At 39.9% G+C, this 20,295-nt stretch carries 22 protein-coding genes; 8 read left to right on the top strand and 14 right to left on the bottom strand.

The annotated features are described in order from the left end of the window. Positions 1 to 25: 25 nt before the first annotated feature. A complete protein-coding gene (locus K345_RS0102540; protein WP_028972845.1) occupies positions 26 to 982 on the bottom strand; it encodes a serine/threonine protein kinase in 957 nt (318 codons plus the stop codon). Further along, positions 983 to 2,419 (bottom strand): pyruvate kinase, encoded by a 1,437-nt coding sequence (pyk, locus tag K345_RS0102535; protein ID WP_028972844.1) that lies wholly within the window; start codon positions 2,417 to 2,419, stop codon positions 983 to 985. Positions 2,420 to 2,550: 131 nt separating this feature from the next. Here pyk and K345_RS0102530 point away from each other — a divergent pair, with 131 nt between their 5' ends. Further along, a complete protein-coding gene (locus K345_RS0102530; protein ID WP_028972843.1) occupies positions 2,551 to 3,420 on the top strand; it encodes a VIT1/CCC1 transporter family protein in 870 nt (289 codons plus the stop codon). On the opposite strand, the gene K345_RS0102525 is transcribed toward K345_RS0102530, so the two are convergent. Continuing rightward, complete coding sequence (locus K345_RS0102525) at positions 3,417 to 3,986, bottom strand: HDIG domain-containing metalloprotein (protein ID WP_028972842.1); 570 nt, start codon at positions 3,984 to 3,986, stop codon at positions 3,417 to 3,419. The genes K345_RS0102530 and K345_RS0102525 overlap by 4 nt on opposite strands. A 53-nt stretch (positions 3,987 to 4,039) precedes the next feature. Continuing rightward, positions 4,040 to 6,967, bottom strand: coding sequence for a helix-hairpin-helix domain-containing protein (locus K345_RS0102520; RefSeq protein ID WP_028972841.1), 2,928 nt, complete (start codon positions 6,965 to 6,967; stop codon positions 4,040 to 4,042). An 87-nt stretch (positions 6,968 to 7,054) separates the two neighbouring features. Here K345_RS0102520 and K345_RS0102515 point away from each other — a divergent pair, with 87 nt between their 5' ends. Further along, complete coding sequence (locus tag K345_RS0102515; protein WP_028972840.1) at positions 7,055 to 8,275, top strand: MFS transporter; 1,221 nt, start codon at positions 7,055 to 7,057, stop codon at positions 8,273 to 8,275. Between the two features lie 17 nt (positions 8,276 to 8,292). Here the strand turns inward: K345_RS0102515 and purU are convergent, their stop codons facing one another. The 8 genes from purU to K345_RS0102475 form a co-directional block, all read right to left on the bottom strand. Beyond that, positions 8,293 to 9,138 carry a formyltetrahydrofolate deformylase gene (gene purU / locus K345_RS0102510; protein ID WP_028972839.1) on the bottom strand — a complete coding sequence of 282 codons (846 nt, stop codon included), beginning with the start codon at positions 9,136 to 9,138 and terminating at the stop codon, positions 8,293 to 8,295. 97 nt (positions 9,139 to 9,235) lie between these two features. Beyond that, positions 9,236 to 9,400 (bottom strand): rubredoxin, encoded by a 165-nt coding sequence (rd, locus tag K345_RS22730; RefSeq protein WP_083963590.1) that lies wholly within the window; start codon positions 9,398 to 9,400, stop codon positions 9,236 to 9,238. Between the two features lie 74 nt (positions 9,401 to 9,474). Then, on the bottom strand, positions 9,475 to 9,963 hold the full coding sequence (locus K345_RS0102500; protein ID WP_028972838.1) for a ferritin: 489 nt from the start codon (positions 9,961 to 9,963) through the stop codon (positions 9,475 to 9,477). Positions 9,964 to 9,965: 2 nt separating this feature from the next. Further along, a complete protein-coding gene (locus tag K345_RS0102495; protein WP_028972837.1) occupies positions 9,966 to 10,340 on the bottom strand; it encodes a desulfoferrodoxin in 375 nt (124 codons plus the stop codon). An 11-nt stretch (positions 10,341 to 10,351) separates the two neighbouring features. Further along, positions 10,352 to 10,927, bottom strand: a complete 576-nt coding sequence (rbr, locus tag K345_RS0102490; protein ID WP_028972836.1) for a rubrerythrin — start codon at positions 10,925 to 10,927, stop codon at positions 10,352 to 10,354. A 72-nt stretch (positions 10,928 to 10,999) separates the two neighbouring features. After that, positions 11,000 to 11,806 (bottom strand): TIGR02757 family protein, encoded by an 807-nt coding sequence (locus K345_RS0102485; protein ID WP_169714747.1) that lies wholly within the window; start codon positions 11,804 to 11,806, stop codon positions 11,000 to 11,002. Then, positions 11,778 to 12,155, bottom strand: coding sequence for a Fur family transcriptional regulator (locus K345_RS0102480; RefSeq protein ID WP_037570971.1), 378 nt, complete (start codon positions 12,153 to 12,155; stop codon positions 11,778 to 11,780). The genes K345_RS0102485 and K345_RS0102480 overlap by 29 nt, the downstream gene beginning before the upstream one ends. A 52-nt stretch (positions 12,156 to 12,207) precedes the next feature. After that, a complete protein-coding gene (locus K345_RS0102475; RefSeq protein WP_028972833.1) occupies positions 12,208 to 12,777 on the bottom strand; it encodes a glucosaminidase domain-containing protein in 570 nt (189 codons plus the stop codon). Between the two features lie 106 nt (positions 12,778 to 12,883). Here K345_RS0102475 and K345_RS0102470 point away from each other — a divergent pair, with 106 nt between their 5' ends. Beyond that, positions 12,884 to 13,462, top strand: a complete 579-nt coding sequence (locus K345_RS0102470) for a LiaF domain-containing protein (protein ID WP_028972832.1) — start codon at positions 12,884 to 12,886, stop codon at positions 13,460 to 13,462. On the opposite strand, the gene K345_RS0102465 is transcribed toward K345_RS0102470, so the two are convergent. Further along, entirely contained in the window at positions 13,440 to 15,275 is a 1,836-nt protein-coding gene (locus tag K345_RS0102465) for a glycosyltransferase (protein ID WP_053227997.1), read from the bottom strand. The two genes, K345_RS0102470 and K345_RS0102465, sit on opposite strands and share 23 nt — an antisense overlap. Positions 15,276 to 15,532: 257 nt before the next feature. Between K345_RS0102465 and K345_RS0102460 the strand changes: the two genes are divergently transcribed. After that, entirely contained in the window at positions 15,533 to 15,802 is a 270-nt protein-coding gene (locus K345_RS0102460) for an RNA recognition motif domain-containing protein (RefSeq protein WP_028972830.1), read from the top strand. Positions 15,803 to 15,857: 55 nt separating this feature from the next. Here the strand turns inward: K345_RS0102460 and K345_RS0102455 are convergent, their stop codons facing one another. Further along, the gene (locus tag K345_RS0102455; protein WP_037570969.1) at positions 15,858 to 16,166 is read right to left on the bottom strand and encodes a putative quorum-sensing-regulated virulence factor; all 309 of its coding nucleotides are present in this window, start codon (positions 16,164 to 16,166) and stop codon (positions 15,858 to 15,860) included. 53 nt (positions 16,167 to 16,219) lie between these two features. On the opposite strand from K345_RS0102455, the gene K345_RS19375 reads away from it, so the two are divergent. The 4 genes from K345_RS19375 (at position 16,220) to K345_RS0102435 (ending at position 20,295) form a co-directional block, all read left to right on the top strand. Next, positions 16,220 to 16,582, top strand: coding sequence for a thioredoxin domain-containing protein (locus K345_RS19375; protein WP_053227996.1), 363 nt, complete (start codon positions 16,220 to 16,222; stop codon positions 16,580 to 16,582). A 149-nt stretch (positions 16,583 to 16,731) separates the two neighbouring features. Next, positions 16,732 to 18,318: an ABC transporter substrate-binding protein gene (locus K345_RS0102445; RefSeq protein WP_037570967.1), complete on the top strand. Its 1,587-nt coding sequence runs from the start codon at positions 16,732 to 16,734 to the stop codon at positions 18,316 to 18,318. 78 nt (positions 18,319 to 18,396) lie between these two features. Further along, positions 18,397 to 19,413 carry an ABC transporter permease gene (locus K345_RS0102440; RefSeq protein WP_028972827.1) on the top strand — a complete coding sequence of 339 codons (1,017 nt, stop codon included), beginning with the start codon at positions 18,397 to 18,399 and terminating at the stop codon, positions 19,411 to 19,413. A gap of 9 nt (positions 19,414 to 19,422) precedes the next feature. Beyond that, positions 19,423 to 20,295: an ABC transporter permease gene (locus K345_RS0102435; RefSeq protein ID WP_053227995.1), complete on the top strand. Its 873-nt coding sequence runs from the start codon at positions 19,423 to 19,425 to the stop codon at positions 20,293 to 20,295.

The raw sequence follows: 20,295 nt of genomic DNA, 5'->3' as shown, positions 1-20,295 counted from the left end.
AAAACCTCCCGGGTAAGCTATTATATCAAATTCTATTCAACTGTTCTTGTAAGTCAATGATTTCCTTATTCCAGAAGGCATTAGTCCCCCAATCAGGGAAATGTTTATCAAAACCTTTGTCCTGTCGCTGTTTAACCTGCCACGCGAGGAAATAAATCATACGCATAGCTCTTAGGGGTTCTATCAGATCCAGTGTTTTGTAATTAAAATCACAAACAGAAGTATAGCCCTCCAACAAGGCATTGATTTCGGATTTACAAAACTCCCTGTAATCCGGAAGGAGTAGCCATAGGTCCTGAACAGGGGGACCCATCATCATATCATCAAAGTCAATGAGAAGTAGTCCCTGTTCCATGCGATCCAAAATATTGGCTCTGTGCAGATCTCCATGGATACGCTGCAGGGGTACATTGTGAAAGGCTTCCGTTAAGCGTTGAACCAGTATGTCACTTAAAGATTGAAAGGTTTTGCCCAGTCCAGAGGGCATGAGGTCTTCCTCTATAATGTTTTTCAGATATTCATGCACAGAAGAAGGTTTCATTCGGAACCTATGTTCTGCGGGCTTTTGACGCCCTATAAGATGAACCCGCCCAATAAGGGTGCCCAATCGCCTGTAACTGTTGAAATCTTCTGCTTCAAAACCACGACCTGAGCGTTTGGGGAACAAAGCAAAGGGAATGCCCTCAGCCGAGACAAGAGAGGTTGTGTCCTGCAGATAAAAGGGAGCCACCACAGGGATTTCCGCTTCGTCCAGTTCGTAGAGAAAGTGATGTTCCTCTAATAGACCGGCTCTGGACCACCGTCCAGGCCGGTAAAATTTAGCAATAATACGTTCACCATCTTCTGTGTGTACTTCATAGACTCGATTTATGTAGGACGGATAGGCCTGGGTAAAACCTGTGAGGTTCTCATCCAGGGCGGCTTCTACAGAGTCAATAATCAGATCAGGAGATAGCTTTTCAAAACCAATGCTGTTGCTCAACTAGCGTACCGTCTCAATGCGGAGCATATTGGTATCCCTTTTTGCTGTAAAAGGTAGTCCTGCTGTTACAACAAGGATGTCACCTTCCTTGGTCATTCCTTCCTTCTTTAATTCATCAATGACTTCTTGAACAGCATGGTCAATATTGTCATTAAAGTCCGGAACAAGAACACCTCTCACACCCCAGTACACAGCTAGAGACCTTAGGGTCTCCAATTTATTACTTAAAGCAATGATGGGCTTTGAAGGACGAAAGTGACTTATAATTTTAGCGGTAGATCCGCTGGTTGTTAAACAAACAATGGCCTTAGCCCCTACGACTTCCGCTGTCAGACTGGAGGCATCACCAATAGCCAGGGGAACAGAGTACTCGCCCTTATGCTTTGGCTTACGCCGATCCAAAGGAATAATATCCTTGCTTTCAATAAGGCTGATTATTTTGCCCATGGTAGCGGCTGCTTCCACAGGGAACTTACCTGCGGCTGTCTCTCCTGACAACATAACCGCATCAGATCCGTCTAATACAGCATTAGCTACATCAGCTGCTTCTGCGCGGGTTGGTCGAGGGTTGTATATCATAGACTCAAGCATCTGAGTGGCTGTTATGACAGGTTTTCCTAGATTGTTACATTTCCTGATAATCTCTTTTTGAATAGCCGGTACAACTTCTGTAGGCATTTCCACCCCTAAGTCACCACGGGCAATCATCACACCGTCTGTTAGATCAATTATCGCGTCTAATGATTCAACAGCCTGGGGTTTCTCGATTTTGGCAATGACGGGAGTCTTTTTGCCATAACCACTGATTAGTTCTTTGATCTCAGTAATATCTTCAGGCTTTTGAACAAAGCTCAATGCCACATAGTCCACACCAAGGGACATACCAAACTCTAGATCCTTTTTGTCCTTCTCTGTTAAAGCAGCGATAGACACGATGCTTTCAGGAAGGTTTACCCCTTTGTTATTCTTCAGAATGCCTCCGAAGACTACTTCGCAATGAACATCCTGATTTTCAATGCTTAAAACTTTGAGTCTTAAGTTACCGTCATCAAGAAGCACACTTTGACCTACACTTACATCATTATGCAGATTTTTGTGTGATACAGAGACAATGTCCTTCGTTCCCGGAACATCTCGTGCCGTTAAAGTGAATCGAGCTCCTTCAACTAACTCTACCTGTCCTTCTTCGAACTTCTGAACACGAATCTTTGGACCTTGAAGATCCTGGAGAATAGCGATAGGGTGCTTTAGGTCATCAGCCACTTTACGAACGATATCATAATTTCTTTTGTGATCATCGTAGCTACCGTGGGAAAAGTTAAATCTCGCCACATCCATTCCAGCCTTACCCAACGCCAAGATAGTCTCATAGTCGGAGGAAGCTGGACCTAAGGTACACACCATCTTAGCTCGTCGCTTGGTGAAATCGATTTTCATTTCCCTTACCTCTTTATTTTGGTTATTCTTCATTACTCGCATGGAATTATATATTTTGTGACTATCCAAAGCAAGCAAAACAAACTGTTCAACTCACGCTATATTGAATATAATGACTAGGGAGGGCAAAAATGAATATTTCTAAAGAAGCGCGTAAAATTATACTTAAAGCTCAAAAAAGTGAAATAACCGAGCATTATATCTATTTAAAACTAGCAAAAAGAGTTAAGGATGAAAACAACAAGCAAGTTTTGATTCGTATAGCTAATGAAGAAAAAAATCATTATGAGATCTGGAAGGAATATACCAATATTGAAATAAAACCTAACCATTTCAAAATTATTTTCTTCTATCTAATAGCAAGAATACTAGGCCTTACCTTTGGTATTAAGTTGATGGAAAAGCGTGAGGAAATAGGTAAAACAGGTTACAGGCAATTAGCCAAAGAAGTCCCGGAAGCACTTCAAATAGCCAATGAAGAGGATGAGCATGAGCAGACCCTCATCAATATGCTTCAGGAAGATCTGCTTAACTATGTAGGTTCCATTGTTCTGGGCTTAAACGATGCTCTTGTCGAACTGACAGGAACCCTGGCGGGATTAACCTTTGCCCTTCAGAATACAAGGCTCATTGCAACAGCCGGTTTAATCACTGGGATTGCTGCTAGTTTTTCTATGGCAGCCTCAGAGTATTTGTCTAATAAAGCTGATGAAAATGAGAACGCCCTGCGAGCTTCCATTTATACGGGTTTTGCCTATATTACAACGGTCATCGCCCTCATATTGCCTTACTTGTTATTTAACAACCTCTACCTTTGTCTAGGTGCGACACTAACCATAGCCATCGCCATTATCTTCTTCTTTAACTTCTATATTTCAGTAGCTAAGGACCTTAATTTTGGTAAAAGATTCCTTGAAATGGGAGCTTTAAGCTTGAGTGTGGCAGCCATATCCTTTGGTATTGCCGTTGTCATCAGACAAGTTTGGGGAATCGATATTTAAGATTCCCCGGCAAGTCCTAATTCGGGAGCTATGCTTTTCATAGCTTCCAGGGACTCTTTAATAACTTGATCCAATTCCATGCCCATCATATCGCATCCTTTTTGAATAATAGATCGATCGACACCAGCAGAAAAGGCAGGGGTCTTCCATTTCTTTTTCACAGACTTGAGTTGTACTTCCCTTATGTCCTTACTAGGTCGAACCAGGGCTGTCGCCGTTATAAGACCTGATAATTCATCAATAGCATAGAGAACCTTTTCCATATCATGTTGAGGTTCTACATCTGTCACGATATTCCAACCATGACTTTCTATAGCCCTTATGAGTTTATCTGAATACCCTTCTTGTTTTAGGATCTCAGAAGACTTGCGACAATGTTCTTCTGGATATTTTTCCCAATCCAGGTCATGAAGTAATCCTACATTACCCCAAAATTCTGGATCTTCCTTCTTTATCTTGGCAAAATGTCTCATAATGCTTTCAACAGCTAAGGCATGTTTGAGCAAGCTGTCCGATTCATTATACTGTTTTAATAAGGCCCAGGCTTTCTCTCTGTCTTTATCCATACTTCATTCCTCTCCAGTATAACATAATTCCCATTTAGCCTTAAGGAAAGTGATTATGTTGTAACTTTCATGCGGCTAATGGGAATAAGGTGGTCCACCTGAACAGACAATGCGCCTAACTCATCCTTGACCTCCCCTGAGATAAGAAAGGCTGAATAATCATCAAAGTAATAAGCATAATCTGACCAACTATCAGGAAAAAACACAGTCTCAAAGATACCATCCTCATCTTCAAAGCTTACAAAACTCATATCCTGCTTCTTCTTGGTTCGTACCCATTTGCGCGTAACAAAGGCTCCTGCAAGGGTAACCTGTTTGTCACGATACTTGTCGATATCCCGGGAGCGAATATAGGAAGGGTAAGAATCTTGAGATAAGATTTTTTGGACTCGAGGGAGATATATCTGAATCGGAAGGGTTGATAACACCACTCCCAGAGTATCAAACTCATCCCGTAACTTACGGCTTTGGTCATAATCTCCAATAAAAGAAGGGGCTTTAGGCGGATCCCAATTCAGTTCATTACCCTTAAAATGATAATAAACCCAGAACAATTGGGGCCTGGTATATGCCCTGGATATAGGGTCCAGAGTCCCAGAACGTATCAAGAGACGCATATCCCCAAAACTGGGTTGGACACGGCATATAAAATCACCGATATCCTGAAAGGGAGCCTCCGAACGTGCCTCTAAAATCTTCATTATTAGATCCCGAGTTAGGCCAATTATCTGGGAGAAGCCTGCAATGATCCCTTCTTCACAGAGTGTATACAGTACTTCACTTCGATTGATATGGGGAGGAAGAACCTGATATCCCCTACGTTTAAGCGCATTTATATAAACCTGTCTGTTGTAATATCCTCCGCCATTATTTATAACAGCCAGGTAAAAGATCCTTTCATAGCGAGCTTTGATGTAAGCCAGGCGGTAGGAGATAAGAGCATAGGAGGCACTATGTGCTTTACAGAAAGAATATCCTTCAAAGGATAGGATCATCTTCCATAACTGGTCCAAATCACTCTTATGTAATCCCTGCTTATACCCTCCAAGGTAGAAGGATTCTTTGTAATGCTTGAGTTTAAGACGTTTATTCTTCTTGGACAGTACTTTACGCAACTGATCCGCTTCTGCCCCTGAAAATCCAGCGGCAGCCATAGCCACTCGGGAGACATCCTCCTGATACACCATCAAGCCCATTGTATCTTTGAGAGTCTCTTTTAATGAGGGATGAAAGGGCTGCCATGCTTTACCCTTCCTTCGAGCCACGTATTCATTGATATAATTATTAGCCGCCGGCCTGATAATACTGGAGGCGATAACCAGTTGATCATAAGACCCTTCGCGCATCTTCCTTAGTAATTGTCTTGTGGCAGGGGATTCGACATAGAATATCCCTAAGGTCTGCCCTTCTTCTATCAGTTGCCGGGCTTCAGTATCCTGATATGGTTGAAACTTTTCCCATTCCAGATGTTCTTCTTCATGATCATTGATCAAAGTAATAGCATCTCTTAATACGGAAAGGGAACGATTTCCCAGGATATCAATCTTTATAAGTCCCGCATCCTCAGCCGAATCTTTATCCCAGGGTAACAGGGGATAATCAGAACCTGTTCGATGAAGGGAGGTTGTGCGATACAAACTATCAGGTGTTATAACAACACCTCCCGGGTGGGTTCCTAAGTGACGGGGCATACCGTATAACCTTTGGGCAGCCTCCATTATATAGGGAGGAATCTTTTCCAACTCTCCCCGATGACGCCATCTGAGGATCTGGGAAATTTCCTCCTCTTCCATTCCCATGGCTTTAGCCGGTTCCCGGAAACACAGATGATCCGCATAGGTGACATGATCTGCTACCATAGCAGACCGGCCTTTATATTTTTTGAAGATATGCTCAAATATTCTATCCCTTTCATCCCAGGGAAAATCCACATCAATATCAGGAGGATCTATCCGTCCATAATTCAGGAAGCGGTCAAAAAATAAATGATTTCTAATAGGGTCCACATGGGTGATGCCCAAGCAATAAGACACGAGGCTGGAGGCGGCACTTCCCCTTCCGCATGTCCGGGGAGCCACATTGACAATATCCTGAACCACAAGAAAATATCCACTAAATCCTTTATCCCGAATGATGGTCAGCTCATATTCCAATCGCTTAAGGGCCACATCCATCATATCAGGATAACGTTTTCTCAGTCCTTCCATACAGAGAGCTTTTAAGTGTTGGTATTCCTCCTTACGCTCCATGTTATTAAAGGAAGGAAAGATATAACCATCATAGAGAAAAGACTCACCTATACTGGAGGAAGCAATTCTCCTCTGGTTACTAATAGCATCAGGAATAGAGCCAAAGCTGTTATACAAGGCATTCTGCCCTGCCATACAACCCCACACATGACTAGTGGCAATCCTGTCAATGTGACTATGGGTCGCCAGGGACCGGATAAGACGATAGAAGGAATAATCTTCTTCCTTCCAGGCTACTTCATTTAAGGCGACTACAGGCAGGGATTTGGACTGAGCCCATTTAAGATCCTGATAATAGGGTTTGCCCCAATACATCCCCCAATACAGATCTCTCGTGCTAACTGTTACAAGATAATCTCCTAATGACTGATTAGCCACGACAAGAATAAGCCCTTCCCATCCATCAATAAAGGCTTCAGGCCAATACCAGGAAGGATCGTTATTCTTCCTGGTAAGAATAGTATTTAACAGGGCAAGACCATTACGATTTTTGGGGTAGACCGTAAGAAGGGTTTGTCCATTCAAGCTTAGCTCCACACCCGGAACAGGAATAATGTTATGTTCAATGGCTGATTTAATAAAACGAACCATTCCTGCCCAGTTATCCAGGTCTGTCATGGCCACATAGGGACAGCCCTGAGCTACAGCTCTTTTTACGATATCCTCAGGGCTGTAGATACCTTTACCCCAGGAAAAATATGATCTATTAGAAAGCGAAATCCATTCATACATACTATACACTAGTATAGTATTTTTGTATAAGTTTAAATAGTAAAAACTATACCTATTACAATAATGTCATAAAAAGGAGAGCCCTTAATGAGGATAAAAAATCCCATGACAACCTATAAGGCTTTGGATCATCGTATATATTTTATGTTTGTAGCACAGATCATCACAAGAATGGGGAGTTTTGTATCTGTCTTACTCGCTTTGCTTTTAACAAAACGCTTGGGTATGGAAGAAACCACTGTAGGACTCATCCTAGGACTAATTACCTTTTTTCAAGTATTTGGTGTTCTGGCAGGAGGACACTTGGGTGACAAGATTGGACGGAAAAATACCATACTGATATCCCATTTTTTGGGAGGTATCATCTATATCATTGCGGGATTCTTTGTGAATAACACCATACTTCCTTTAATCCTCATTCCTGCTTCTTTTACTATGGGTTTTACTCGTCCTGCAGCTAATGCCTTGGTGACAGACATCAGCTCAGGAGAAAAACGGCAAAGTGCCATGTCTTTAATCTATTTAGGAACGAATATAGGAGTAGCCGTTGGACCTATATTAGCAGGTTTTCTTTTTGAGAATTATCCTGCCTGGATATTTTGGGGAGATGGATTGACTTCTCTTATTTGCGGAACTCTTATTATGATCTTTGTAGCAGAACCTGCCAGTTCCCAACGAAGCAAAGATTCGAAAGAGGAAGATGAAGATCTAAATCATAGTCTACGTGCCTTCTTTAATCGTCCTATGATCTTACTGTTTTCTTTTATGGGTTTGATTCTCAACCTGATCTATAGCCAGCATAGCTTTGCTATTCCTTTGCAGATGGAATTTCTGTATCCTGATAAAGGAGCGCAGTATTATGGTTGGCTAATGTCTTTTAATGCTATTGTAGTCTTATGCTTTACTCCTCTTATTCTGTCTCTAACAAAAAAGCTCAGAGAATCCAATAATGTAGCCTTAGCCGCCATGGCCATGGCCATTGGTTTTGGATTACTAATCAAACCCGTTGCCAGCATCATCCTTGTCTTGTCAGCTCTATTCTGGACGTGGGGAGAGATTCTCTTTGTAACTAATTTTAGTGTTTATGTAGCAAAACATACACCACAGAATCACCGAGGTGCTTTTTCCAGCTATAGCAGTATGTTCCTTCAGGCTGGTTGGGCTATATCTCCTATTATAGGAGGAATGTCCTTGAAATATCTTAGTTATAGCACTCACTGGACTATAGTCCTTGTGGTCGGCGTCATCCTGAGTCTCTGTTATATGGCATTGGCTAGATATCAAAAGAATAAGGTCAAGATAGGGTAAGCCCCTATCGACCTTTTTTAATTAATGATAAAAGTACGATTTTCATAAACAAATACCGAGTGTTCCAGATAGAGTTTCAATCCAGTATAGAGGGTCTTTCTTTCAATATCCTTCCCTTGTTGAACAAACTCGGTAATAGAACATTTATCTGTTATATGTAGGACATCCTGGGCGATTATAGGCCCCTGATCTAAATCTTGTGTTGCAAAATGGGCTGTGGCACCAATGATCTTTACCCCCTTGTACCAGGCTTGATGATAGGGCTTTGCCCCCATAAAGGCCGGTAGGAAGCCATGGTGAATATTAATGATCCTGTTATTCCATGCTTTGGTAAAATCAGAACTGAGTATTTGCATATATCGGGCCATGACAAGAATATCAATCTTATACTCTTCCAGAATTTTTTGTTTACGCTTTTCCGCCTTTTCCTTTCCTTCGGACATATCCAAATGATAAAAGGGTATCCCAAATTGTTTTGCTATGGGTTCATTGATAAGATGGTTACTTATAATGACTGGAAACTCACAGTTTAATTCCCCATCTTGATGTTTAAGAAGAAGTTCCCATAGGCAATGATTCGTTTTACTGACAAGGATAGCTACTTTCAACTTTTTGCTTTGATTAAACAGATCCCATTTCATGGAAAACTTATTGGCTATAGGGGAGAAGCTATCAGTAAAAGCGGCTTCATCAAAATCATCTACGACACTAAAGATCGCTTTCAGAAAAAACATATCGATATCACCGGCTGAATATTGATTCAAATCGATGATATTGGCTCCACTCAGGGAGAGGGCTTGAGAGACTTCAGCAATTATTCCTTTGCTGTCAGGACAGGAGATCTTCAGAACATATGTATTCATGCTTCAGGAGGTTAATATTTTTTAAAGCTCTAAACAAGATAGTAGGTTCAAAAAAAAGGGAGCTATTTAAAGCTCCCTCTCCAAATCTAATTAAGATTTATTCTTCATATTCAGAGAAATCATCTTTCTCAGCGCCACACATTGGGCAAACCCAGTCATCTGGGATTTCTTCAAAGGGAGTGCCTGCTTCTACATCGTTGTCAGGGTCACCTTCAGTGGGATCATAAATATATCCACAAACGTCACATACATACTTCTTCATGGAATCCTCCATATAAAATTAAATTAAAGATAACGCGTGATTTCAACAAATTGCAAGATGAATTTGTAAAAATCTTATGCTCTGGCACCTAATTCTTTATCAAGAAGATAAAGAGTACTAGGTGAACCATCCAATACTTTGAGTTTATCAAGAACTTCCTGAACAGAAGCTTCTTCCTCTACTTGCTCACTAACAAACCAGCCGAGGAATTGCTCTGTAGCTAGATCTTTTTCGTCTCTAGCAAGAAAAACTAACTTATCAATGCATGCAGTTATATGCTGCTCATGAGCCAATGAGGCTTTAAATGTTTCTACAACACTAGCATAGTCAGCTTTTGGTTGAGGGATAGCCTGGAATACAGCCTTTCCTCCTCGGGAATTGATGTATCCATAAATCTTCCAAGCATGAGACATTTCTTCCTCTGCTTGTTTTTTCATCCAACCTGCGAATCCTAAATAACCCCTAGCTTCAAAATCTGATGCCATAGATGCATAGATATAAAAGGAATTAAGCTCTTCATACATTTGCTGGTTAAGCTTGTCCAGCATGTTCTTTGATGTCATTTTTACCCCTTCCAGAGACCGTGAAGGTTGCAGTACTCCCTAGCGGAAACTGTGGATGCTTCTACATTAAACACGGCCACAGGTTCATCACCGGGATTTAGGAATTGCTTATAGCTTTTTCCATCTGCAATCAACTCAATCCACTGTATAAAATGTTTTTCCAACATTGGATGCAATGTTGATCCTACAGTGACTTTGTAACCACCATCTATTTTCTCAATCACAGGGACATGCTTTTCGTTGGCTGAATCAGCTGTCTGCTCTTCTAGTCTTTTCATAGCTTGTCCACAGCAAACAAGCTCGCCATCACCGCCCTGTAAAACTTCTACCAAATTACCACATAGTTCACATAAGTAAATTTCTGATTTAACTGCCATTTTCAACCTCCTTACCAGTTCTCACCAAGAATCTCAAAATAGGACTGAGGAAATAAACAAGCAGGACAAGCTTTAGGAGCTTCTTCTGCTTCAAGGATATAACCACAGTTCAGACAACGCCACATGACTTTATTGTCTTTTTTGAAGACTTTCTTGGCTTTTACATTAGCCAGTAAGTCGTTGTATCTTTTTTCATGCTGTTTCTCAGAAACAGAAATATTTTCAAATGCCTTAGCTACCATCGGAAAGCCTTCTTCTGCAGCTACCTTAGCGAAGGATGGGTATAGATGTGTCCATTCCTCATGCTCCCCTGCAGCCGCTTCTGTCAGGTTTTCCTCTGTTGTTCCAACTTTACCAGCAGGATAAGCAGCCGTAATTTCCAGCATCCCTCCTTCAAGAAAACTGAAGAACCTTTTTGCATGTTCTTTTTCCTGATTAGCAGTTTCCTCAAAGATGGCCGCAATCTGATGATACCCGTCTTCCGCAGCTTGTTTGGAAAAATAGGTATATCTCATTCTCGCTTGAGATTCACCTGCGAACGCTTTGAGAAGGTTTTTCTCAGTTTCCGTTCCTTTAACACTCTTCATCTCACAACACCTCTTTTCTATGTTTTATGAGACTGCAATAATTACCATACCCCATAAGCCAACAAGGGGTATTCAAATGACTCCAGTCTCTGTGTCCACTAAATTGGTTTTGCGTATCCCTTCCCGGGTTAAGGCAAAATCATACTTTACAGGATCATCAGGGCATAGTTGTTTGAAAAAGGAGGTCATATCTGAAACACATTTGCCAGAAGAATTTTTTCTTACAGTCATACCGTATTTCAATCCTATCTTATGCATATGTGTGTCTAAAGGAATTAATAACTTAGATGGTGATAATGACCATAATCCAAGATCAACGTTATCCTTCCTTATGACCCAGCGCAGAAATAAATTCAAACGCTTCTGAGCACCTCCCTTATCTGAAAAACTAAGAATATGTGACCAATCACCATCACTATTCTGCTGTATACACTTCTGTAAGTAATCTAATCCACTAAGATAGTTATCTTCCTTGTCCTTTAGACCATGATTAAAACACAGTTCTAAAGATCCATATTTCTTTATTATACCAGAAATTCCACTGAGAAAGCGAATCAATTTATTATCAGAATAAAAGCGATAACGAAATCCCTCATATGTTCGCTCTAACCATCTGATATCACTATTCAGGAGGACTTCAGCCGGGTGTTTTCCCAAAGGGACTAGTATGCTATCAATAGCTTTAAGTATAGCATCCACCCGGCCGTAGGCCATTACTGCTGCTATGAAAGCAACCAATTCTTGATCCCCAGGTTCATTATAATCATAGACAACCTGTAAGGGATCTGGACAAACAAACTTTTTATGGTTCCATTTTAGGTAAAGTTCTTCAAAATATTCTTGAAGCAACTCAGTTCTCAGAACAGTCCTCGCAGACACCATAAAAGCTTACACTGAACCCATCTATACGACCATTAATATGGTCAAAAGGCAGGCTGAGAGTTTGAGGTTCTTCTGATAAGGGCACGTCTATAATCTTGCCGCACTTTCTGCATTCAAAATGATGATGATCGTCCATATCACCATCAAAGTGCATCTGTCTTCCTGACACATGCAAGCGTTTGATCAGGCCCTGGTCTGCCAAGAAATCCAAATTACGATAGACAGTTCCCAAGCTTATATTGGGCATTAACTTTCTAACTTCGTAATACAGGCTTTCCGCATCAGGATGAGTTTTATCCATCTTAAGAACATCCAGAATTGTTTGTCTTTGCTTTGTCATCCTCATGAACACTCTCCTAGTAATAATTACTATTAAGAATAGAACGAAAAGTCAAGTCTTATGATTTTTGATTATAAAATTGAAGAAATCTTTGAGCTAGTGAAGCGATTTTTTTGCCATAATCCGGATCAGAAGCCCAACGTCCTGATAAGTCATAGACATTATGAACTTCTCCCCGAACCACGTATTGAAATCTTGGATCGATTAGGGGGTTTATTAAATCCTCTGTTGATGCATAGGCCTTTAAATGTTGTATATGAGCTCTAACTCCCATTTGTACAGAAGGAAAACTAGCTCCTGCTTCTCCCCCATCTAAAGCACCTAGTCCACAAAAATTATTCTGACTGGCTTTAACCTGCCCACCAAAACGTAAAAAGCCTGTCTCAAGAAGCATCTGAAAAAAAGCAATGTCATGATTAATACCTTCTTGCCTGGCTTCATCCACATAATAGTAAGCTAACTTGTAGGCATATTCTTTATCAACATCCGGGTTATAATGGAGTAAAAACAAAGCCAAATCTTCTACTCGACTCTGCCCTGTACCCACTAACATAGGAGACATACTGAAGGAATATAAGGGAGATAATAAAAATATAAGGACAAAAACCTGTATGTAGCTTAAAATCATGCCTTCTTAGCATATCGGACATTGAAGTATTAAGGAAAGAAAAATAAATTAAAACTTCTCATTAAATTGTTTAATTAATTATATTTGAACACAATGGAGTTACAAAGTGGAGAAAGAAAGTAAATACATAACAAAAACTTATAGAGACCAAGTCGCTAGTGTTTTATCTGAATGTTTTAGCCATGACTATATGGATGTTAGTGAGTTTGAAAGAAGACACGATCTATTAAATCATGCCTCCACAAAAGACGATTTGGATAAGCTCATCATAGATGCTCCCCAGGATATTATTAAGAACATCATTACAACAGTACCTGTTCAAAACCATAGTATTAAACGATTCAAAAGAAATTCTGAATCCCATTTTTGCATAATGGGTTCTCAAATAATCAAGGGCGACAAACTCAAAGCCCAAAAGACTAGTGATATTACGATTATGGGAGAAAGCACCTTTGATTTAAGAGGAATTGAACTTCCTCTAACACCTGTTAACATTGATTTGGTGAATGTCATGGGCAAGATCACTATTATAGTACCTCATACTACTGAGGTTGATATACAGGTAGCTAATATATTGGGATCTACTAGTGACAAGACCCTACCCCAACGACAAAAAGACGGGGGTAAGATCATAGTTCAAGGGATTTGTGTTATGGGGGAAATCACAGTAATGGCGAAGAATTGAGAGCCAATTTATAAGCTTGATTATAATGAGCTACCAGCTGCCCCCAATCGAAGCGTACAGAATGGGTTTCTGTAGAGTTACGCAAGTTAATTCTCTCTCTACGATTCTTTACCACCATTTCATAAAGGACATCGGTTAAGTTCTTAATAATCTCCTGTTCCGTCATCTCTGAACGGGGAATGACAAAGATCCCTTTTCTCTCTGGATCTTTGATGTGGGTTTGCACATATTCTCCGAATCCCGAATAATCACTAGTAACAGTAGGAATACCACTGGCAATGCATTCTAAGGGAGTGTAACCCCAGGGTTCATAATAACTAGGGAATATTCCCAGATGGCAACCTCTCACAAATTGTCCATATTCCATCTTAAATAGAGGATTCATGGGTGTAATAAAATCTGGATGATACACAACTTTGACGGGATCTTCTTTCTTGTTATAGAACTGCTTCTTGCGAATAAAATTCAGTATAGGATCCGGTCCATCATCTATAAGATTGTGAGTTATAACGGTTGGTAGTTCTTCTGATTTCCACGCAGAGACTGTTCTCCTTAATCTCAAGGATAGATAGTCATCCACTAAGCTGTTAAGATTTGGTAGCCCGAATTTGTCTTCACTAGCAGCCGCCTGAAAAATCCTTTGTCCAACTCCTTTTACGATATCATCACAGGTTTCTCTGATTTCATTCATAACGGCTCTGCTTTGCAGTACTTGCGGATTGATAGAAGTAAAAGGTTGCTTGGTAATAAAAAAACAGACAACAGTAACATCCAAACTTTCTTGCTTGATGATTTCATTCAGACGATACAAGGCTTCTAAAGTGATATCAAAGCCCTTGTTGCGATATTCAAAACGTCCAGAAGTAAAAAAGTAAAGTGTCTTTTCTAAGTCAAAGGAGTAACTTCGGAAAAAATGTCCCATAACAAACTCATTAATCTTTTCCTTGTTATCCAGATGTTTTAATTGGAACTCATGAAAGGCTGTGAAACGTTGTATGTTCAAACCGTTAGGAAGAATCACATCAGGGGTTCTCCCTAACAAAGCGGTACACTCCTTAGCTGTGACTCCACTGACAGTAGTGAAGACATCACAGTTTTTGGCAGCAGATCTTTCAATGGACACAGGACACAAGATTCCAAAATGTCTCGCATTTGTCTGCCAATCATAACTATCCAGATGTTCATAAAAGGCTCCATCATTCATCGCTAAATATCGCCCTAGTAGAGTAGCATGAGTGGTAAAAACTTTCCTAAAAGTCCACCAAGGACCTGTCATGTCCCCGATAGAACTGGCAGACATCCATTCGTGAAAATGACCTATAAGATTTTTGCGTCCTAATTGGAAATCAAGGATTTCTCGAAAAAATTCTCTTATCATTGTTCCAAAGGCAATAACTTGATTATGTAGTTCATTTTCAGGCTCTACAAGGATGCCTTGAGTCTCGTATATATCTTGCCTTAATTTGGCTCGATTTACCCGAATAGACTCAGGATCCAGGAGTACAACTTGAGGACGACCAGGAATAAGCCAACGGCCATAATGGGCTTTTAATCCTCTGGAATTCAGTTTGTTAACTGCTATTGCAAATGGTGATTTATCATCATGTATTTCTTCAAACTCTGCTGTTACCTTTTCATGGACATAGGGACCTAAAACACAATAATTCTTACCCCATAACTCTTGCATGGCAGGCACTTTACTTCGAATGACAGTATATATACCACCAACTTGATTACAGACCTCCCAAGCGGCTTCTATAAGAAGGGTTTTCTTACGTTCTTTCTTAGTTATTTCAGTCAAACGATCCGGCATTTTACTACTCCCTTGTTGCTACTATAGGCCCCGAATATTAGGATAACAATACATATTGTACTTTTTAACTGATTACTCTCATTTTTTCGAATTTTTTTTTTGTAAATGAAAGTTTCTTGTTGCAAAGTAGTTAACCTCAGCTTAGGATAATAGGCGGATGTTTAACAGAAAATAAGCACAAAAAGTTTGTAAAACCTACCTTTTTATAGTTCTTTATGTCGCTTGGACCTGTTAAAAAAAAATCCTAGGAGTTACTTTTGAAAAATATTTATGTAGGCAATATTGCCTATGGGGCCTCTGAAGAGGACCTTCGAGACGCGTTCAGCGAGTATGGAGATGTGGCGTCGGTCAAAATTATCATGGACCGAGACACTGGTAGATCTAAAGGTTTCGGATTCGTGGAAATGGAGACAGAAGAAGCAGCAGCTTCTGCGATCGAAGCTCTTAATGGTGCTGAATTAATCGGTAGACCACTTAAAGTAAACGAAGCCAGAGGTCCACAACCAAGACCTCGTGAAAGGTATTAAATATAGTTTTAAGACCTCAGAGGGTTATTCCAGAGTTCTGGAATAACCTTTTTTTTTATTCTTCTTTACTAAAATGCCATTCCTTTTGGCGTACTTTTCTGAAAGAGGGACGCCCCCCCCTTTCCTCCCACCATGGGTTAAATAATTGTTCCGCCCCATCCCTTTTGATGTCATGTACGAATTCCATCACTTGTCCTAGAGGCCCTTTAGGAAAACCTCCTTTTTTTAGAAACCAAGCCAGGTATTCATAAGGCAGATCATAAACATAACGTCCGGCATGCTTACCAAAAGGCATTTTCATTTGATATGTCAGTCCTAGAAGCTTTTCAAATTCTTCTTGGGGAGTTTGCACTTTCTTCTCCATTAGATTATCATTAAGGCACAATTTAACAGAAAAAAGGTTTTTAATCAGTACACATGGCGTTAATAGAATTAAATGATTCCGATTGCTTAGAAGCTATAGAAACTCACAACTTCAGTGATGAATTACTGAGTAAGACAAACAAGACCATCATCGTCCTTACACAAAGCTGGTGTCCACAATGGGTTTACATGAAAAATCAGTTAATGGAAATAGATGAAGAGAATTCGGATATAACTATCTATTATATTGAATATGATTTAAAAGATTATTACCAACAGTTTATGTCCTTCAAAGAAGAGCATTACAATAACCATCATGTACCTTTTGTTCTCTATTATTTAGACAGTCAATTAATCAATACATCCAACTTTACTTATAAAGATGGAATTCTCAACCTTATCAAACAGACCACATAAAATACTTCCCACAAGTAGATTACCCAGCTTCAACATATACAAATTTGTAGGATTATAACTTTGTACCAACATTTTTAGCTTTTTTTCTTGACATAAACTTTGATATTTATTCATCATTTGCATATATATTCAAAAAAGGGAGTGTGTTGATGAAAAGATTGGCAACAATTTTACTGAACATCCTAATCGTATCATCATTCGCGATGGCGAATGGTCAACAGCAAAAGTCTACTTCAACAGGAAAGTCTGGAGGTGTCCTTGTTTTCGCTCGATCTGGAGATTCAGTTGGACTAGATCCTGCCAGAGAAACAGATGGTGAGTCGTTTTATGCCACTGGGAATATTTTCGATACTTTAGTAGAGTTCAAACCAGGAACTACAGAAGTTCAACCAGCTTTGGCTAAAAGCTGGGATATATCCGATGACGGTCTAACTTTTACTTTCCATTTAGTGGAAGGAGCTATGTTCCATGATGGAACTCCAGTTAATGCAAAAGCTGTTAAATTTTCCTTTGACAGACAATTTGTTAAAAGCAATCCTTATTACAAATTAGGACCCTGGAAATACTGGGGGTACATGGACATGGACAGTATTGTGTCTGAAGTTATAGCTAAAGATGATACAACTGTCATATTTAAACTGAAAAAAGTGGAGGCTCCCTTCTTAGCGAACCTTGCTATGGATTTTGCCGCAATAGTTAGTCCTACTGCACTTGAAAAATACGGAACTGATTTTGCCTCCAACCCTGTAGGATCAGGTCCTTTTAAGTTCGTATCCTGGCAAAAAGATGACAATATCATCCTTGAAAGAAATGAATCATACTGGAGAAGACCTGCCTATCTTGATAGATTGGTGTTAAAAGTTATCCCTGACGCCACAGCACGTTACTTAGCTCTTCAAAAGGGTGAAGTGGATGTTGTAGATTTCCCATCAGTTGAAGATTTAGCAGATATTGAATCAAACCCTGATATCAAACTCATTAGTCAAGCGGGTATGAATGTTGGTTATTTAGCATTAAACAATGAAAAAAAGCCTTTTGATAATGTCAAAGTACGACAAGCCATAAACTTTGCTATTAACAAGAAGGAAATCATTGCAGGGGTCTATGGTGAAGCGGGTACAGCAGCTAAAAATCCTCTCCCACCTAATATGTGGTCTTATAATGATGATATTACTCCTTATGAGTATAGTCCTGAAAAGGCTAAGAAGCTATTAGCCGAAGCAGGCTATCCTGATGGATTTAGTACAACCCTCTGGGCTATGCCTGTAGCACGACCTTATAATCCCAATGGACGTAAAGTCGCAGAAATCATGCAAGCACAACTAGCAAAAGTGGGTATTCAAGTTGAAATAGTATCCTATGAATGGGGTACTTATTTGGACAAGACTGACCAAGGTGAACATGATATGGCACTTATGGGCTGGACTGGTGATAACGGGGATCCGGATAACTTCTTATGGGTATTATTGTCCGCACCTGCAGCTGTAAAACCAGCTGGTAATATAGCCTTCTGGAAAAACGATGAATTCACATCAGTAATAAAGCAAGCTAAAGAGACATTTGATATTGAAAAAAGAACTGAACTTTATAAAGAGGCACAGGTTATTTTCCACAATCAAGCCCCTTGGGTTCCTTTAGCACACTCCGTTGTATATGCACCAGTTAAAAAATCTGTTATGGATTATGTCCTCTACCCTACAGGTAGCAGGAAGTTCTATAACGTCTATTTTCAATAATCAGCAAAATCATATTTTCTAAAATTAAACCCGGGTTCGTAGCCGAGCTCGGGTTCAATTTTTCTTGAAGGACTATTAATGTTTAAATTCATTTTAAGACGATTGGTACTTCTTATTCCAACTATCTTTGGGATCATAACCTTGGTTTTTTTAATGATAGCCCTGTCTCCTGGAGATCCGGCAAGAGTTATGTTGGGCGAAAGGGCTAACAAAGAACAACTAGAAAAATTAAGAAATGAGTTAGGCTTAGATGAACCTCTTTATCGACAATATGGACTATATCTTGAACGTATTGTCAAATTAGATCTGGGCAATTCTATAAAATCCGGACAACCGGTTTTACAAGAAATAAAAGAAAGATTCCCCGCCACTATTGAGCTTTCTTTTTTCTCGATAATTCTAGCAAGTTCTTTTGGGATCTTTATAGGGGTATTATCAGCTACTAAGAAAAATACCTGGATAGACTATACCTCTATGATGGGAGCACTTATTGGTGTCAGCATGCCTGTGTTTTGGCTGGCATTAGTGCTTATCATGATATTTAGTGTGGGCTTAGATATGTTTCCAACAGGAGGACGTATTGATATAAGAATGTTTTTCCAACCAACAACAAACTTCTACTTAATTGATACTTTGGGTTACTTCTTTAAAAAGGGAGATATTTCTTACTTCCTGTCTGTGTTGCACCATCTTGTTCTGCCAGCCATAGCTCTTGCTACCATTCCTCTAGCTATTATTGCAAGGACAACCCGGAGTTCCATGCTCGAGGTGCTAAAGCAAGACTATATTAAAACCGCTAGAGCAGCTGGTATTGATGAAAAAAAGATTGTCTACAACTACGCACTTAAGAATGCTCTATTACCAGTTGTAACAGTTATAGGAATACAGTTTGGATTGCTTCTGTCCGGAGCCATATTAACTGAGACAATATTTGCATGGCCAGGTATTGGCAAATGGATTTATGGAGCGATAGAAGCACGGGATTACCCTTCTGTACAAGGAGGAATTATTTTCATATCTGTTGCCTTTGTGTTAATTAATTTGGCTGTTGATATTTTGTATTCCTATATAAATCCAAAGATAAGATTAAAGTAGGAGGAATGAATGAAAGAAAAAAATAAAAACATTGAAGTTCCTTCTGCATGGCAGGAATTTCGCTATAACTTTATGAAAAACCCTTCTGGGAGAATTGGATTAGTCATCATAATCATCTTTCTCCTATTAGCCATATTTGCCCCGTTATTCACGCCCTTTGATCCACTTGAACAGAATATAGACTTAAGGAAGACAGTTCCTTTTGCATCAAAATATATTCTCGGAACGGATGATTTAGGACGAGATCTTTTATCAAGAATCATCTATGGATCAAGAATATCCATGACCATTGGTGTCGTATCAGTTTTAATCTCACTAGTTGTGGGAGGAACAATTGGACTTATTAGTGGATATTTTGGAGGATGGATAGATCGAATTGTCATGCGACTAATCGATATCATGCTAGCCTTTCCTTACATTCTTTTGACTATCGTAATTGTGGCTCTCCTTGGTCCGAATTTAGTGAATGCCATGATTGCCATAGGGATAAGTCAGATACCAAGCTATGCCCGTATTGCTCGAGGAGCGATAATAGGTGAAAAGGAAAATGATTATGTTCAAGCAGAACGTTCCCTGGGAGCCTCTGATTGGAGCCTCATATTCAAATCCATATTGCCAAACTGTTTAGCTCCCATCTCGGTACAAGCGACCTTAGGTATTGGGGATGCAATACTAAGTTCTGCGGCACTAAGCTTTCTAGGTTTAGGAGCTCAACCTCCTACTCCAGAATGGGGATTAATGGTTGCTTCCAGCAAAGAATTTGTCACTAATGCCTGGTGGATTGTAACGTTCCCCGGTTTTGCTATCTTGCTTGCCGTACTAGGTTTTAACCTATTAGGTGATGGGTTGCGAGATGTATTAGATCCTAGGATGAGGGATTAA

Source organism: Spirochaeta cellobiosiphila DSM 17781, from assembly GCF_000426705.1.
In the GTDB taxonomy this organism is placed as follows: Bacteria; Spirochaetota; Spirochaetia; order DSM-17781; family DSM-17781; genus Spirochaeta_E; species Spirochaeta_E cellobiosiphila.
The sequence above is the reverse complement of the archived record's forward strand: the minus strand, read 5'-3'. Positions and strand labels throughout refer to the sequence as shown.